13 protein-coding genes are annotated in these 16535 nt (G+C 31.3%); 5 read left to right on the top strand and 8 right to left on the bottom strand.

Going from position 1 to position 16535, the window contains the following annotated elements:
- Positions 1-63: 63 nt before the first annotated feature.
- Positions 64-1995 (top strand): hypothetical protein, encoded by a 1932-nt coding sequence (locus AACL07_RS00860; protein WP_338983803.1) that lies wholly within the window; start codon positions 64-66, stop codon positions 1993-1995.
- A 69-nt stretch (positions 1996-2064) separates the two neighbouring features.
- Positions 2065-2457: a hypothetical protein gene (locus AACL07_RS00855; RefSeq protein WP_338983801.1), complete on the top strand. Its 393-nt coding sequence runs from the start codon at positions 2065-2067 to the stop codon at positions 2455-2457.
- Positions 2458-2480: 23 nt separating this feature from the next.
- Here AACL07_RS00855 and tsaB read toward each other — a convergent pair whose 3' ends face one another.
- The 4 genes from tsaB to AACL07_RS00835 form a co-directional block, all read right to left on the bottom strand.
- Complete coding sequence (gene tsaB, locus AACL07_RS00850; RefSeq protein WP_338983799.1) at positions 2481-3029, bottom strand: tRNA (adenosine(37)-N6)-threonylcarbamoyltransferase complex dimerization subunit type 1 TsaB; 549 nt, start codon at positions 3027-3029, stop codon at positions 2481-2483.
- 67 nt (positions 3030-3096) lie between these two features.
- Entirely contained in the window at positions 3097-5529 is a 2433-nt protein-coding gene (locus tag AACL07_RS00845; RefSeq protein WP_338983797.1) for a fructose-specific PTS transporter subunit EIIC, read from the bottom strand.
- Positions 5530-5671: 142 nt separating this feature from the next.
- Positions 5672-7744, bottom strand: a complete 2073-nt coding sequence (locus tag AACL07_RS00840; protein ID WP_338983795.1) for a fructose PTS transporter subunit IIA — start codon at positions 7742-7744, stop codon at positions 5672-5674.
- Positions 7745-7841: 97 nt separating this feature from the next.
- Positions 7842-8648, bottom strand: a complete 807-nt coding sequence (locus AACL07_RS00835) for a MurR/RpiR family transcriptional regulator (protein WP_338983793.1) — start codon at positions 8646-8648, stop codon at positions 7842-7844.
- Positions 8649-8718: 70 nt separating this feature from the next.
- On the opposite strand from AACL07_RS00835, the gene AACL07_RS00830 reads away from it, so the two are divergent.
- On the top strand, positions 8719-9639 hold the full coding sequence (locus AACL07_RS00830; protein ID WP_338983792.1) for a type I phosphomannose isomerase catalytic subunit: 921 nt from the start codon (positions 8719-8721) through the stop codon (positions 9637-9639).
- A 27-nt stretch (positions 9640-9666) separates the two neighbouring features.
- Here AACL07_RS00830 and tsaE read toward each other — a convergent pair whose 3' ends face one another.
- The 3 genes from tsaE to AACL07_RS00815 all read right to left on the bottom strand — a co-directional run bounded on the left by tsaE (position 9667) and on the right by AACL07_RS00815 (position 13071).
- Positions 9667-10071, bottom strand: coding sequence for a tRNA (adenosine(37)-N6)-threonylcarbamoyltransferase complex ATPase subunit type 1 TsaE (gene tsaE, locus AACL07_RS00825; protein ID WP_338983790.1), 405 nt, complete (start codon positions 10069-10071; stop codon positions 9667-9669).
- 79 nt (positions 10072-10150) lie between these two features.
- Positions 10151-12112, bottom strand: coding sequence for a transketolase (tkt, locus tag AACL07_RS00820; RefSeq protein WP_338983788.1), 1962 nt, complete (start codon positions 12110-12112; stop codon positions 10151-10153).
- 89 nt (positions 12113-12201) lie between these two features.
- Complete coding sequence (locus AACL07_RS00815; RefSeq protein WP_338983786.1) at positions 12202-13071, bottom strand: HAD family hydrolase; 870 nt, start codon at positions 13069-13071, stop codon at positions 12202-12204.
- Positions 13072-13178: 107 nt separating this feature from the next.
- On the opposite strand from AACL07_RS00815, the gene AACL07_RS00810 reads away from it, so the two are divergent.
- A complete protein-coding gene (locus tag AACL07_RS00810) occupies positions 13179-14066 on the top strand; it encodes an ATP-binding cassette domain-containing protein (RefSeq protein ID WP_338983784.1) in 888 nt (295 codons plus the stop codon).
- Positions 14059-14853 carry an ABC transporter permease subunit gene (locus AACL07_RS00805; protein WP_338983782.1) on the top strand — a complete coding sequence of 265 codons (795 nt, stop codon included), beginning with the start codon at positions 14059-14061 and terminating at the stop codon, positions 14851-14853. Before AACL07_RS00810 ends, AACL07_RS00805 begins: the two co-directional genes overlap by 8 nt.
- Before the next feature lie 28 nt (positions 14854-14881).
- Here the strand turns inward: AACL07_RS00805 and AACL07_RS00800 are convergent, their stop codons facing one another.
- Complete coding sequence (locus tag AACL07_RS00800; RefSeq protein ID WP_338983780.1) at positions 14882-16486, bottom strand: CTP synthase; 1605 nt, start codon at positions 16484-16486, stop codon at positions 14882-14884.
- Positions 16487-16535: the final 49 nt, after the last annotated feature.

The raw sequence follows: 16535 nt of genomic DNA, 5'->3' as shown, positions 1-16535 counted from the left end.
AAATCTATGTCATTTGGCGCATAAAGGGATTACAATATTTTTTATATTGAAGGGAGAAATAATATGAAAAACTGATGACTTGGAGTTAAGGCCGAATTCGGATCTAGAATAGGTTCTTCAAAAAAAAGAATTGTTAAATTCATTGGTATATTATTTGTTCCAATATTATATGCTGTAGTTTGCATCTTAGCCTTTTGAAATCCAATTCCTGGAATTGGAAAAGCACCTACCGCTTTCTTAAATACAGAACACCGAGTTTATGTTGCGACAAATATGGAATTAGATGATTTGTTTGGTGAAGGAAAAGAAGTTGCAGCTGGTTCTACTGGTTTAATGCCCAAACTTGGAATCCTATCAGAAAATGGAACAGATATCATAAATGCAGATATCATCACTGAAATCCCAAAAGACTTTCAAATATATGAAAATAAAAGCTTTACAAAAAGCGATGTTAAATATATATACAAAGCAAATACTTGAGATGTAATCGAAAGAACAATGTTAGTTAAAACTGGAGATAATAAATATCAAGCAGCAAAAGCAATTTCAGATGAAGAAATATTATTTTCAAATATAACTAAATTTGATGGGGAAGAAGCTGAAAGTAATTTTAAAAATCCAGATTACTATTTACAAATGAAATTAGAAAATAACCTACTTGCAAATCTATTAACTAAATTTGGTTTAGCTTTAACTGGGGATGTTTTTAACAAGATAGATTTAGTACCAGTTAAAATGTGAACAACATTTGAAAATAACTTTATATTTGGATATTACCTGAAAACGTTAGATCAATTCAAAAGCGCGATTCCTTCAATGATTTTAGAAAAAGGAATTGATAGTATTGATTTAAATATTTCTAGTGGAACAATATTAGTTGGTGAGTTAGAAAAACTAAAAACTATAGTTCAGGGAATACCAATAATTGGTGCAACATTAGAATCGCTAGTAGACAAAGCAATTGCTAAAGTTAATGCAATTGGTGAAATAGTTGAAGCCGACATAAACAACATTGTAAAAGAACTAGTTAGAGATGTTGTAAACATCTTTGGACTTGGTGGTAAATCTGGTGATATTGTTGATGTCGAAATTCAAGGATTAACTAACTCTGGTGGTGACATGATTGCTATTTATGGTATTGGTCTTGGAGAGTTCTTTATCTTAATCGGAATGTTTGTTGGAACACTGATGCAAACATTTATTTATGATAGAGCTAAACGTGTACATAAATTAAATTCAGTACAATGATATTTATCAAAAACAATGTTGATGTGAGTAACTGGAATGTTACAAGTTACACTACTTGTACTTGCGGTAACTGCAGCAGGATGACACATAATTGGAGCACTTGCAATATTTGAACTATGACTATGGTTGATGATATTAGAGACCGCCTTTGTAGTGACCATACAAGCAGTATGGTTCTCATTAAAAGATGAGACAATTGGTAAGTTTATTATTGTAGTTTATATGGTTTTAAACTTAGCAAGTGGTTGAGGAACATTCCCATCATTCATGCAATTTGGATTCTTCAATGTAGTAAGTTACATTACAGAATTTAGATATGGACTACATGGTATGACATCGATCATTTATTCAGGTGGTGGCAATGCCACATTCATCTTAGAACAGTTCGGTATCTTATTGGCATTCATAGCCTTCTTCTTAACTCTTGGAATGCTTGTTTCAAGAAATAGAAATAAAGAAATGTACTTTGGATCTTATCAAGGTAAAAAAGTATATAGCTGTTTGATTGATTTAAATAAAGCTGAATTAGCAGAACAATTTAGAACACCTACTAAATCTAATAAATTCAAATACAACTGAAAATCATTAGGTGATAAACCAATGTTTGATCTTGTTGAAGCCGTTAGAAAAAAATATCCTTTTGAAGGTCAATTTAAAAAATTCAAAGAAAAAGAAAAAGATGTTGTTTTAAAACCTAATCAATCTGATGATGAAGTTATTTCAAGAAACGACGATACATTAGCTTAATCTATAAAAATTTGATTTAATTCAAATTTTTTTTATGTCTTTTGACGTTATAGATATTAGAGGTGAAAAATGAAATTAAAATTTATAATTAATATCATACGAATTAAAAATAAAAACAAGGTCGTGGTTGGGATTAACTCAATGTTAAGAGAAATATACATTCAAGAAAGAGACACTTTGATTAATGATAAAATATATACAGATCCAAATGAGCTACTTGTTATGAAATCAAAACACAACCAAGCAGTTAGAGATTCGTTTAAGGAGTTGTTATTTGATATGAGTAAATGTGATGTGGCAGTTGCAACCGCCGTGAAACCGTTATTAGAAAGATTAAAAGCACAAGAAATTTCCAATAATAATTTAAAGATTCAAATTAAAAATCAGATCGAAGAATCACAAGCACAAATTGACGAACTTAAAACACAACTAATGTTGTTAAGCAAAAAGTTGAATGACTAATAATCATTCAACTTTTTTTATGTTTAAATTGCTTTCTTAATATAAATTGGATTAAAGTTCGTAATATCTTTTTCTAAGATAAAGTTCTTTTTAACTTCTTCAAAGTTTTTTACATAATTAATTGAATCCGTATTTTTTACAATATTAGTTGTTGGTAGTTTATCATCTTGCAATAAAGCTATCTCATCAACAAATTCGCCATTAGATAAATTTGCAAAGAAGTGTTTGTTCCCTCTAGCATCAATGGCCACGGCTGTTTGTTTTATACCAGCCATTAGCTGCATTGTGTTTATTGAATAAACCTTTATATCCTTATTGATAGTTCATATGGTTTTAACGATAGATAACCCTATTCTTACCCCTGTAAAGGTTCCTGGACCCTTTGTCACATAGAAAGTGGTTAATTCATTTAATCGAACGTTTTGCTTGTCTAAAAACTGTTTTAAAGTTATATCTATAACATCACTTATTTTGTTTTTAGCCTCAACTATAATTGAGTCCTTTAAAACATCATCTACTAAATAAGCTAAGACTATTTTATTATTTGTTGTATCTATAAACAGTGACTTCATATCTATCCTTTTTTGTTATTGTATTACAAATAAAAAAAACTATCCGAAGATAGTTAGATTTATTTAACTAAGCTGTAGCTGATTGGTATTTTGCTACCAATGAACCTCTAATTCCATTTTGGAATTCGCGGTACTTATCTGCTTTAGCTTTTTTCAGTTCTTCAATAGCATCTGCTTTTGCATCACCTTTTAGTTCTTTTGCTTTAATTGTTGTTTTTGAAGTTGTGTAGTCTGATTTTGCTGATGCATTAAACGCTTTCACTTCTCCACTATTAACTTTCATTAACGCTTTTTCTTCTACTTTAATTTCTGAGTATGCCACTTTTGCTTTTGCAACAGCAGCTTTATGATCTTCAATTATAGTTTTGATTTCTGATTTTTTAGCTTCAATTTTTGAAGTATCTTTATTTGCTTTTAATGTTTTGATTTCTGATTTGATTTCTGAAATTGCTTCACGTTTTGCGTTACCTAAACCAGTTAAGTATTCAACGTGTGCTTCTTTAACAGAAGCCACTTCTCCAGCATCTGCCATTAATCAGAATCCATAAATCAATGTAGTTGTAGCAACTCCGGCTCCAACTGCAATAAAGAAGTATAGAGTCATTATTCCGTATGGAACAGCACCTAAGATTGCAACAATTGGTCCACCATGGGCAGCCATGTTTGTTACAAGGAATGCTCCAGCAATCCCACCAGCTACTGCTGATCCGATTACGTTAGATACGATTGCTCTTTTTGGGTCACGAATTGCAAATGGTATAGCACCTTCTGAAATTCCGATTGTTCCCATAATAATAGCAGCAATACCCATTCCTCTAGTTTCTTTATCAAAGAATCTAGCAAATATTATTGTTGTTAATCCCATTGCGATTGGTGCAACAGGAATTGCGGCAGCCATAGCTCCCATTGGTTGGTTTACACCTTCTGTTACTAATGCAGCAGAAGTTACAAACGCGATTTTATTAATTGGTCCACCCATGTCAAATCCTGCCATGGCTCCAAGTAGAATACCAAGTGCTAATCCAACTCCGATTCCAACACCGTCAGTTCCGTATGCACTTTTAATTGCACCTGAGAACTCACCCATTACTCATCCGATTGGTCCACCAATTACATAAATAAATATTACTGATATTAATATACCTGCAACTAGAGGTATGAAGAATATTGGCATTGCTGCTTGTAATGATCTTGGTACATTTCATGAATTAATTCATTTTACAAAGTATCCAACAGCTAATCCTGCAATTATTGCTCCAATGAATCCCATTGGTGTTTCAACAGTCATGTCTCCAATTGGCATTAATAATTTTGGATCATTCCCAATGAATGCTCCTACCATTGCTGGTGCAATAGCTGCACGACCAGCAATAGAGTTACCAATAAACCCTGCAAGGATCGGAATCATTAATGCGAACGCTGTTCCACCAATTTTATCCATAATTGCTAATGGGTTTCATGGGAACTGAGCAGCCATGATTTCTTTTCCGTCATTTCCAATTACACCAGTTCCAATCATTGGTCCGCCTGTACCAGCTTCTGGTCCTCAAATTGCTTTTGCAATCCCGATTGAGAAAGCTAAACAGATTCCTCCAAGAACAATAACAGGAATCATGTATGAAATACCTGCAAGGATGTGTGATAACACTCCTTGTTTTTCACCTGTTGCTTTTCCTGAAGTTTTGAAATCTCCTCCGGCTGTTCCAGCTAAAGTAGTACCATTTTTAATGGCGCTTTCAATTGTTAATTTTGTTTCATGAATTGCTTTTGCAACTTTTACTTTGTAGAATTTTTTTCCTACAAATCTTGAACTATCAACATTTACATCAACTGCAAATAAGACAACATCAGCTTCTTCAATTTCTTTTGCAGTTAGTGGTGTACCAATTCCTTTTGAACCATGAGTTTCAACACGAACTTGGTGCCCCATTTTTGCACCTTCTTTTATTAATTTATCTTCAGCCATGTATGTGTGGGCAATACCTACAACACATGCACTAATTGCGACAATTTTTAAACCACCGGCACTAGGAGCAGTTGTTTCAACTGCTTTTGCTTTGATGTCAAAAGCTTTAAGAACTTGATCTTCTGTTTTTGCACTTATAACTGCTGATTTAAAATCGTCATTCATAAGTTTTGTTGCAATGTCACTCAATATTGACATATGCTCTTCACCTTTACCATCTGGTACGATTAGAGCGAATAAGTATTGAGTTGGTTTTCCATCCATTGAATTTCAATCGATAGCTTCTTTTAATTTAACAACTAAGCAAGCTGCTTTTGTTGTTTCTTTAATTCTTGCATGTGGAATTGCGAACCCATCTTCGAAACCTGTAGAGCTTTCTTTTTCTCTATTTTCAAATCCCGTAACTAAAGCATCTTTACTTGTAACAATGCCAAGGTCAGCTGCTTTTTGTGCTAAGAATTCAAAAGCTTCTTTTTGAGATTTCAATTCAACATCTAAGAATATATGTTTACTATTTAAAATATCTTTATTCATATTTCCTCCTAATAATATTTTATACATTATATTCACGATATGAATAAGATTTTTTGTTATATCAAAAAAGGATAAATACATAAAAACTCCGCTAAATTTTATGCGGAGTTTTTATGTATTTAATTATTTATTTTAATAAGTGTTAAACCGTTTCTTTAGGTTGTTCAACAACGTCTTTCTTTTTTCCTTTTTTAAAAATGGCTTTGAAATCACTTGATGACATCTTACCTTTAGATTGAACTTCAACTAAGATTCTAAATAAAATTATGTGACACACTGTACCAATTGCGATTGCAATTATGTATCATAAAATTCCAATAAAGTTACCTGATTGGTCAGTTACACCAGCAAACACAGCTATGATTGGTCCACCCCATGCTCCAACATGACCTTGAACCATAAACATACCAGCAAACATACCAGCAATACCTGAACAAATAATGTTTGGTACAATTGCAGCTCATTTGTATTTTATAGCAAATGGTATAGCACTTTCACTTACACCCATGAATCCGAGAATTGTGGCATTTATTCCCATTTCTTTATCATCTTTAAATGTAGTTCCAAATATCATCGTTGAAAGTCCTGCACCTAGTGGTGCTACTGCAAATGCTGCAGCAGAACATCCCATTGCTAATCCACCATCGATTGGTATCATTGCAGTTGCACCAAATGATGCTATTTTGTTAATTGGTCCACCCATATCAACTCCGGCTAGTAGTCCCAGGATTAGACCTACAACTATCATTCCGGCACCAGATCTTTCAAGTGAAAGGATACCTGTATATAGATAACCAATTGCTATTCCAATAATCGGTCCAAATGTAAACATTCAGAATATTGCAAATGTCAGAGTTAAGAACACAGGAATAATAATGATTGGCATAATTGGTTGAATGTATTGATTAATTCTTCATTTTGTATTAATTCATTTAACTGTATAACCTGCACTTAGTCCAAATATTACAGCTCCAAACACATTCAGTGGTTGCATTACACCATTTATTGACGCGGACACTCATTCTCCGTCAATCATTTGTTCTACATTGATATCGGCAAAATAACCTTGTCACACTAGTGCTGGATTATTACCGATCATAGTTAATATGAACGCAGGAGCAATAGCGGCTCTACCAGCAATTGAGTTGGCAATATACGCTCCCGCGATTGCAAACATTACTGAAAATCCAATATTTGCAAATTCATTTAAATGTCAAGCAAATACTCAAAATCCTTCTAGACTTTCTTTTTTACCTAAATTAACGCCTGCAGCATTTGCAGCTCCTGCAATAATCGCAGATGTTAGTCCAGCAAATACGATGAATGGAATCATATATGAAATACCAGCCATTAGATGTTGAACTCAACTTTGTTTTGGAGCACCATTTTTCATTTCTAGTTTTGTACCATTGCTTGATGGCGCATACAAGTATGCTTCTTCAAGTGATTTTTTAAGTTCTTCTTCGGCAAATCTCAAAGTGTTCTTTGTACCTATTTGATAGATTTTTTTACCTACAAATCTATCTTTGTCAACTGAAATATCTATCGCTAGAAATACAACATCTGCTTCTTCAATTTCTTTATCTGTAAGTTTGTACTCTTGACCTTTTTGTCCTTGTGTTTCAATTCTTACATTTCAACCAAGCACTTCTCCAGCTTTTAATAAAGCCGTTCTTGCCATATAAGTATGCGCCACACCCGTGGGGCAAGCAGATACACCAACAACTTTTATTACATTACTTCCAGTTCTAGCTTCTTTTATTGTGGCTTCTTTTATTTCAAAAGCTTCAATAAATTGTTCTTCTGTTTTTGCATTATTAATTGCTGATTTAAATTCGGGAATCATTAATTTTGTGGCTATATCACTCAATATTGATAAGTGCTCATCGCCCTTACCATCGGGCACTATTAGTGCAAATAAATATTGAGTTGGTTTTCCGTCCATTGAATTTCAATCGATTGCTTTTTTTAACTTAACAACTAAGCATGCTGCTTTTGTTGTTTCTTTAATTCTTGCATGTGGAATTGCAAACCCATCTTCAAAACCGGTAGAGCTTTCTTTTTCTCTATTTTCAAATCCTGTAACTAAAGCTTCTTTACTTGTAACAATGCCAAGGTCAGCTGCTTTTTGCGCTAAGAATTCTAGTGCTTCTTTTTGTGATTTCGATTCAACATCTAAGAATATATGGTTAGTATTTAAGATATCTTTATTCATATTTCCTCCTAATAATATTTTATACATTTTATTCATGTTATGAATAAAATGTTACCAACTTTACAAAAAAAAAAAAAAACTTCCATTTATCGAAAGTTTATTGTTGTTCTCATTTTCATTGTTCAATAACATCTGATGATATCGTTTCTGAAGCAATTACTGATTTAAATATTAATTCTCAAATAGCGATTCCACAAATTCTTGATGTGAAAGAAAATGATCTAAATTTTGCATCTGTTGAATGAACTTCAAATACTAAGTCAGCAGATGATTTTGCAAATGAATCAAATTGACCAGTTATCAATATTATTTTTACATTCTTAGCTTTTGCTTTGGTTAGTATTTTAGATAGCTCGTCTTTATCTCCAGAATAAGATACCGCAATAATTACATCGTTTGATGACATAAAGTTTATGTTAATCAATTGTTGATGTCAGTCTGTTGCAACCATTATTGTTTTACCAATTTTTGATAACTTATGTTCAATCTCAATTTTAGTTGTAATATTTCCACCAATTGCACAAACGTTAATTCTATCTGAATTTAATATAATGTTTGTAGCGGTTTTTATATCTTCATTGCTTACATGAGATAGCGTTTCGTTTAAATCAGTTATTATTTGACTTGCATTATCACTTAGGTTATTTTGATCATAGTTACTTTCAAAATATGTTTTAACTTCTAAGTTCAACATGTTTATAAATTCTTTATAGTTTTTTAAGCCTATAGTTTTAGTCACAAATCTCGTAACACTTGGTTGACTTGTTTCAGATACCTCTGATAACTTTGTTATGTTCATTTTAAATTCTTTATTCTTTGTTACGTGATTAATTACTGTTTTTGAAATTCTGCCTTCGATTGAACTATCGAATTTAGAATGTTTATTTAATTGTTCTAAAATCATATTTTCCTCAGTCTTTTGTTGATTTTTATTATATAGCAATTATAATACATATATTCAAGGGGTAAATATAATGAATATTTTTAAAATAAAACCATCTTTCTCAGAAAGACCATGAGGTGGACAAAAACTAAAATCATTGGGATACGATATTCCAACTGATAAAAAAATTGGTGAGGCATGAATAATTTCGGCTCATGAAAATGGAATGGGTTTTGCGATTGATGGTCAATGAACTGGAAAATCTATAAAAGAGATATTTAAATCAAATAGAAATCTATTTGGAAATATCAAAGGAAACTTTCCCCTACTAGTAAAAATACTTACACCAGAAGATAACCTATCTGTACAAGTTCATCCCGATGATGAACAAGCAAAGAAACACAATGATCTTGGAAAACCAGAATCTTGATACATTCTTGATTGTCCTAAGGACTCAAAATTAATTTATGGACACAACGCAAAATCCAAAGAAGAACTAACACAAATGATACATGATGGTTCTTGAAAAGATTTACTTGTAGAAGTTACTGTAAATAAAGGTGATTTCTTATATGTTCCACCAGGAAAAATACATGCTGTAACTCCTGACATTGTAGTATATGAATTACAACGTTCTTCAGATATCACTTACCGAGTTTATGACTATGATAGAAAAGTTAATGGAGTTGGTAGAGAATTACATATCGAAGATACAATATTGGCTACAACAGTTCCTGATTCAAAAATTGATGTTTTAAAAAACAAGACAAAACTAATTCACTCAAACGAATACTTCTCTCTTTATTTATACGAAGCATCTAAAGAAACTAAACCATTTACTCTAATTGAAAAAGCGGGATGATTACAAATTACTGCGATTGACGGTAAAGGTCAAATCAATGGAATTGATTATGAATTTGGAGATTGCTCAATAGCATGTGATTTAGATTCGACTTCTTCACTTGATATTAGTGGTGATCTAAAAGTATTAATCTCATGAATCCAATTATAAAAAATGAATCATTAATAGATTCATTTTTTATTTCTTAATTATTTTAAACTCTCTCGTATCTTCATCAATTACAGTTATTGATATCTCTATCACTTTTCCATAGTCATTGTAGTTTATATCTAAGTTATCAGGTCACTCTATGACATTGATGGCATTTTCAAATGATTCAATAAACATATCTAGTTCATCTAACTTTGTTAATCTATATGCATCCATATGATTAATGTTAAATTTATTTGTTTTGTATTGATTCATTATATTAAATGATGGCGATGTCACACTTTCAATTACACCCAATTCTTTAAGTAATTGTTTTGTAAAAGTAGTCTTACCAGATCCTAAGTCTCCATTAAGGAGCACAAATGTATTATCGTTTAATTCTACTGCTAGTTCTTTTGCAAGGGTGTTTAATTCGTTTAATTTAATTTTCATACTACCCTCATTAAAAATATTATATATGTTGTGCTAAATAAAAAAACACAAGATTAATCTTGTGTTTGGCTGTTAATAATTATTTTCAATTTTTAATTCTTGCAACAATTTTGTTTGCTTCAAATCCAAAGTCATTTAAGACTACGGCACCATCGGCAGATTTTCCAAATTGATCAACAGTAATCATTAATCCATTTCTACCTGTAAACTTGTGTCATCCAAATGATGAACCAGCTTCAACTACAATATATTTATTGTGTGTTGAAGGCAATATTGATTCTTGATATTTAACATCTTGTGCTTCGAATAGTTCAACACATGGCATTGAAACAACTCTAACTGATTTTTTATCTGCTTCCATTAGTTTTGCTGATTCAATAGCAAGTTCAACTTCACTACCTGATGCAATAAAAATATAATCTGCTTTTTTACCTTTTGTTTCATAAACAACATATCCACCTTTTTGAGATTCATCTCAACATGAATTTTCTAATTGTGTTAAATCTTGTCTACAGAAACTTAATGTAGCTGGAGTTTTCTTTAAGTTAAATGCAGCAACATATGATCCGATTGTTTCTTTCATATCTGCTGGTCTAAAGTTATAAAGATTTGGCATTGCTCTAAGTGATGCCAAGTGCTCTACTGGTTCATGGGTTGGACCATCAAATCCAACAGCAATTGAATCATGAGTTAAGATATGCAATACAGGTAATTCTGATATTGCTCCTAATCTAATTGCGTTACGCATGTAATCTGAAAATACTAAGAATGTAGAATCAAATGAACGTAAACCACCGTGTTCTTGAATACCGTTTGAAATTGCTGCCATAGCAAATTCACGTACACCAAATAAAATGTTGTTTCCACTTGGTGTTTCATTATTGAACTCACCCATGAATCCTTGAACTTTTGTAGCAGCAGTTAAATCTGCACAACCACCAAGCATGTTGTTTGTAAGCTCTTGTAATTTTTTAAGAACTTTACCATTACTAATTCTTGTAGCTTCTTTGTTTGTATGTAGTAATTCTTTGAAGTCTTCAGCTTTAACAGTTTTTGTTTCAAATATTTCTTTTCATTCAACTGGGAATTTTGTTTTAAATTCTGATTCAATTTTTAATCATTTATTTAAAGCCTCATCTCCACGTTTGTTGAAGTTGTCTTGTCATAATTTTTTAACATCACCATTTACTGTAAATGGTTCTTCTTTGTATTCAAACTTATCACGCAATCCTTGTACTGCTTCTGGTGAGAATGGAGCACCATGCATTGCTGGTGTCCCTTGTTTTTCATGACCAAATCCAATAATTGTTTTACATTCAATAAGTGTTGGTTTTTTATTTAATTTAGCTTGAGCAATTGCTTTATCAACTGACTCTAAGTTAAATCCATCTTTTACAAAAATGTAATCTCAATTTTGAGCTTCACATCATTTTTTCAAATCTAGTTTTTGTACTTTATCAACTGGAGTATCTAATTGGATGTCGTTTGAATCATATAAAACAATTAGTTTATCTAGTTTTTGTACACCTGCAATTTGCATTGCTTCAGAAGTAATCCCTTCTTCTAAATCGGCATCTCCACATATTACATATGTGTTGTGATCAAATAATGGTAATCCTGGCTTGTTGTATTTTGCCGCTAAATGTTTTTCGGCGATCGCTGAACCAACAGCCATTGCAAATCCTTGACCAAGTGGTCCAGTTGAAGCATCAACTCCTGTAGTCATGTGTGATTCTGGGTGACCTGGTGTTAATGAGTTTAATGATCTAAATTTCATTAAGTCATCTTTTTTAATATCAAATCCTGAGATGTGTAATAGTGAGTATAGTAATGCACTACCGTGTCCTGCTGATAAAATGAATCTATCTCTATTGATTCATTTTGGATTTGTAATTGATGCGTTAAAGTGATTTAAGTATAGTTCATGTGCTAATGGAGCCGCAGACATAACCATTCCTGGGTGTCCTGATTTCGCATTAGTAATTTGTTCTATACCAATCATTCTTAAGTTTGTTAAAGAATATTCTTTTAAGTTTTTCATTTGTGACCTCGTATATAAATATCTTATATTTATTAATTAATATTTCAATTTTTAAATAAAAAAACTCCTTTGAGGGAGCTTTGTATTACTTACTTGTTTGTTATTTTTTTAATGTAATTTGGGAATCCATCATCTTGTACTGTGTCTGTTATTTCAAATGCATGATCTTTAATTTCTTCAATTGCATTTCCCATAGCAATTGAATACTTGTGATTTTCAAAAACACTTAAATCATTATTTTGATCTCCAAAGTAAACAACATTACTTAATGTAATATTTTCACCTTCATTATCATTTATAATTTCAATCAAACCTTGTAAACCACTAAATTTATTAACATCTTTTACGTTTAAATCTAGTCCGTGTTCAGATCACCAAGACACATCTATATCATTTGAATATTTTTGTAAGATAAATTCAATTTCACCTTTAAATTCAGGGTTAGTTAATTCAACTGTAACTTGTGCAGCATCCGGAAAATCCCCTGGTGATTTGCAAAATACAATTGAGTTTTCACCTTCATCTTGTAAAATTTCTATAAACTTTTCTTTATCTTTTTCATTTGATATATAAATTTTATCTGCCGTTTCATTCATAACCATTAGGTTAACTCCGAATTGATCTAACTCATTTTGTATTTCAGCAATCATACTTTTTGATATTGTCTTTTGAATGTATGGTGTGTTTGTAGAAAAGTCAAAAATACAATTACCATTTACAGCTACAAGGTATTTTGTATATTTAGATTTACCTGCATCAAATTGCTCAGCAATGTGATCTACAGTTATGTATGAGTTACCAGTATTGAATACAAAATATATATTATTTTCGCGTAAGGTTTTAATTGTTTCAATAACATTTGAAGATACAAATCTATTTACTGATGGAGTTCTATATGCGATTGTTCCATCGATGTCACAAACAACCAATTTTATTGCATTATTATCAAGTGTAAGCATAAGTCCTCGTTACTAAAATTATACACTTAACCCTTTATAAATGAATTAATGTATTTAACATGTTTGCTGTGTTAAATGTGTTATATTTGTAAAAAGGAAAATTATTTATGAGCATTATATCTGTTAAAAATTTAACAAAAGTATACAAGAATAACTACGGTATTCACGACATAAATATCGAAGTAGACAAAGGAACATCGTTTGGTTTCTTAGGGCCAAACGGTGCTGGGAAATCAACAACAATTAGACACCTTATGGGTTATATAAAAGCAGACAAAGGAACTGTAGAAATGTTTGGAACTAATGTTTGAAAAGAATCACATTTAGTTCAGCCAAAAATTGGATATCTTCCAGGTGAGATCACATTCCCTGAACAAACAAATGGTTTAGATTATATTAAAATGATTTTTTCACTAAGGGAACAAACAAATTGAGAGTATGTTGAAGAGTTAATTCAATACTGACAATTTAATCCTGATATTAAAATCAAGAAAATGTCTAAAGGTATGAAACAAAAAGTTGCTCTAATTATTGCATTCATGCACAATCCTGAGTTACTTATCTTAGATGAACCAACTACTGGTTTAGACCCATTGATGCAACAAAAATTTATTGACCTTGTTATTTCTGAAAAAGCAAAGGGAACAACAGTATTTATCAGTTCTCATATATTTGCAGAGATTGAAAAAACATGTGATCAAATTGCAATTGTAAAAAGTGGAAAAATTGTTTCTGACTTTGTACTACAAGAACTGGTTGACTTAAGTGATAAAAGATATGTTGTTAAGTTTTCAAAAGAAGCAATTGACTCACCTTTCTTACGTGAAAATATTAATAAAAATGTTGCCAGATACAAAGTTCCATATAACGAAGTTGAAAACTTTTTCAAAGAAATTAAGAAAGTTGATTTTGTTAGTTTAAAAGAAGTTCCCTTTTCATTAGAAAAATATTTCATGGACTTCTATGACAAGAACAAGGAGGTTGCACATGTTTAGTTTTAAAATTTATAAAAACACAATTAAACAAATGTGAAAATTCTGAAGTGTGATTACTATTGGTGTTCTGACATTGACAATAACTATGTTAGTTATGTTTGCAGATAACGGTGGATCACATTCCCCTAGTGAAACTCCAGAGGGTACGCCTATTGAGATTAATTTATATTTAATGGTTTTACCTCAATCTTTCTTTGGAGCAACTGGTATTGGATACCAATTACCAATAATATTTATAATTATTATTGGTAATAGAATTCTTGCAGCAGAAGTTGAAAAAGGATATTTAAGTTACCTACTATCTTCACCACTATCAAGAAATAAAATAGTTACTTCAAAATTGTTAGCATTTCTAACATCTGTAATTCTTTATTCAGTACTAACAACTATTGTTGGTGTTGTAACACTTTCAGCCACTGGTGAAGGTACTATGATTTCTTTTTGATTAGTTAACTCACTTGGTCTTGGATTGTTGTTAGTAACAGCTGCTGGTATTTCATTCTTGTTCTCGTCAATATTTGACAAAGGTGCTTTGTCATTATTGGTTACTAGTTCTATTTTAGGGATTTCAATAATTTTTGGGATGTTTGGGATGTTATTCGAAACTACTCTTCCTGCATTGGCTAATTTAAAATATGTATCTTTAAATATTTTATATGACACTACATTTATTAAATATGATGACGTTGGCACTTGAATTGGCCAATATATTGGGATGTTAATCATATCAATTGGTTTATTTGTTGGAGCTGTAATTTACTTCAAAAATAAAGACTTACCATTATAAAAACAAAAAAACGGATTTGATTCGTTTTTTATTTTATAGAAATTATTGCTTTTATAAACCCGTCAAATAATGGGTTTGGTTTTGACAACCTTGAAGTAAACTCAGGATGATATTGTGCTGCAATAAAAAATGGATGATCTGTAATTTCTACAATTTCAACTAAGTCATCTTTTTTATATACACCAGAAATTTTCATTCCTGCACTTTCAAATTCGTCACGATATTTATTATTAAATTCATATCTGTGTCTATGTCTTTCAATTGCTTTTGAACCATATAACTTTTCAGCTTTTGTCCCTTTAACGATTGTTGTTTCATATTCTCCAAGTCTAAGTGTTCCACCAAGTTGGTCTTTGTTGTTTCCTTCAATTAAATGAATAACTTGGTTTTGAGAATCTAAATCAAACTCTGATGAGTTTGCATCTTTGTGTCCTAAAACATTTCTAGCAAACTCAATACATGCAATTTGCATTCCTAAACAAATTCCTAAATACGGGATTTTGTTTTCTCTTGCATAACCTGCAGCTAATACCTTACCTTCGACTCCATCAATTCCAAATCCACCAGGGACAAGAATTCCATCACTGCCACTTAATTGTTCATCAATATTTGTTGCAGTCAGTTTCCTAGAATTAATTCAATTGATTTTAATTTGTGCGCTATTTCAAATCCCTGATATTTTAAGTGATTCACTAACTGAAAGATACGCATCTTGTAGGTCAACATATTTACCAACAAGTGAAATAGTAACTTTGTTTGTTGAATTTTTTTTCTTCTCACTAGCTTCAATTCAATCTTTAAGATTTGGTTTTAAATTAACGTTCATTTTTTCAGAAATAACTTCATGAATATTTTGTCTATGTAATGCTAAAGGAACATCATAAATTGACGCTTCATTTGCACCTATTATCACTTCTTCTGGTTTTAAATTACATAGGTTAGAAATCTTTCTTGTAATGTTTGGTGGCACCGGTGCGTCAACATCACAACGAGCAACCAATATATCTGGCTGGATTCCGTGTGATAGCATTTCTTTAACTGAGTGTTGAATTGGTTTAGTTTTAAATTCTCCAGTCACATTTAAGTATGTTAATAATGCAACGTGTACAAATAATGTATTTTCTTCTGGTAGTCTACTTTTAATTTGTCTAATGGCTTCAATGAATGGTTGTGACTCTATATCACCAATTGTTCCACCTATTTCTACAATAACAAAATCAACTTCGTTATTATTTGAACATGCATATATTTTTTCAATTATCTTTTCTGTAATGTGGGGTATTGTTTGAACAGTTTGTCCTTTATATTTACCTTTTCTTTCATCATTGATAACTTCTCAATATATTTTTCCAGCAGAAAATGATGAAGTTTTTGTAAGGTTAGTGTCAATAAACCTTTCGTAATGGCCAAGGTCTAGATCTGTTTCTCCACCATCGGCAGTGACATAAACCTCTCCATGTTCGACAGGATTCATTGTTCCTGGATCAACATTTAAATATGGATCTTGTTTTTGCATAAAAACAGATTTACCTGCAGATTTTAAAATTGTACCAATCGAGCTTCCAGCAATTCCTTTACCTAAACCAGATACAACTCCTCCTGTTATAAAAATATATTTTGTTTGTTTTCCCATAAGTTCCTCTTACTAATAATAAATATTTTATATTTTTAAATAAAAAAAG

This window comes from Spiroplasma endosymbiont of Othius punctulatus (assembly GCF_964019505.1).
Classification (GTDB): Bacteria; Bacillota_I; Bacilli_A; order Mycoplasmatales; family Mycoplasmataceae; genus TIUS-1.
Note: the sequence above shows the minus strand (reverse complement) of the source record. Positions and strands in the feature narration are given on the sequence as shown.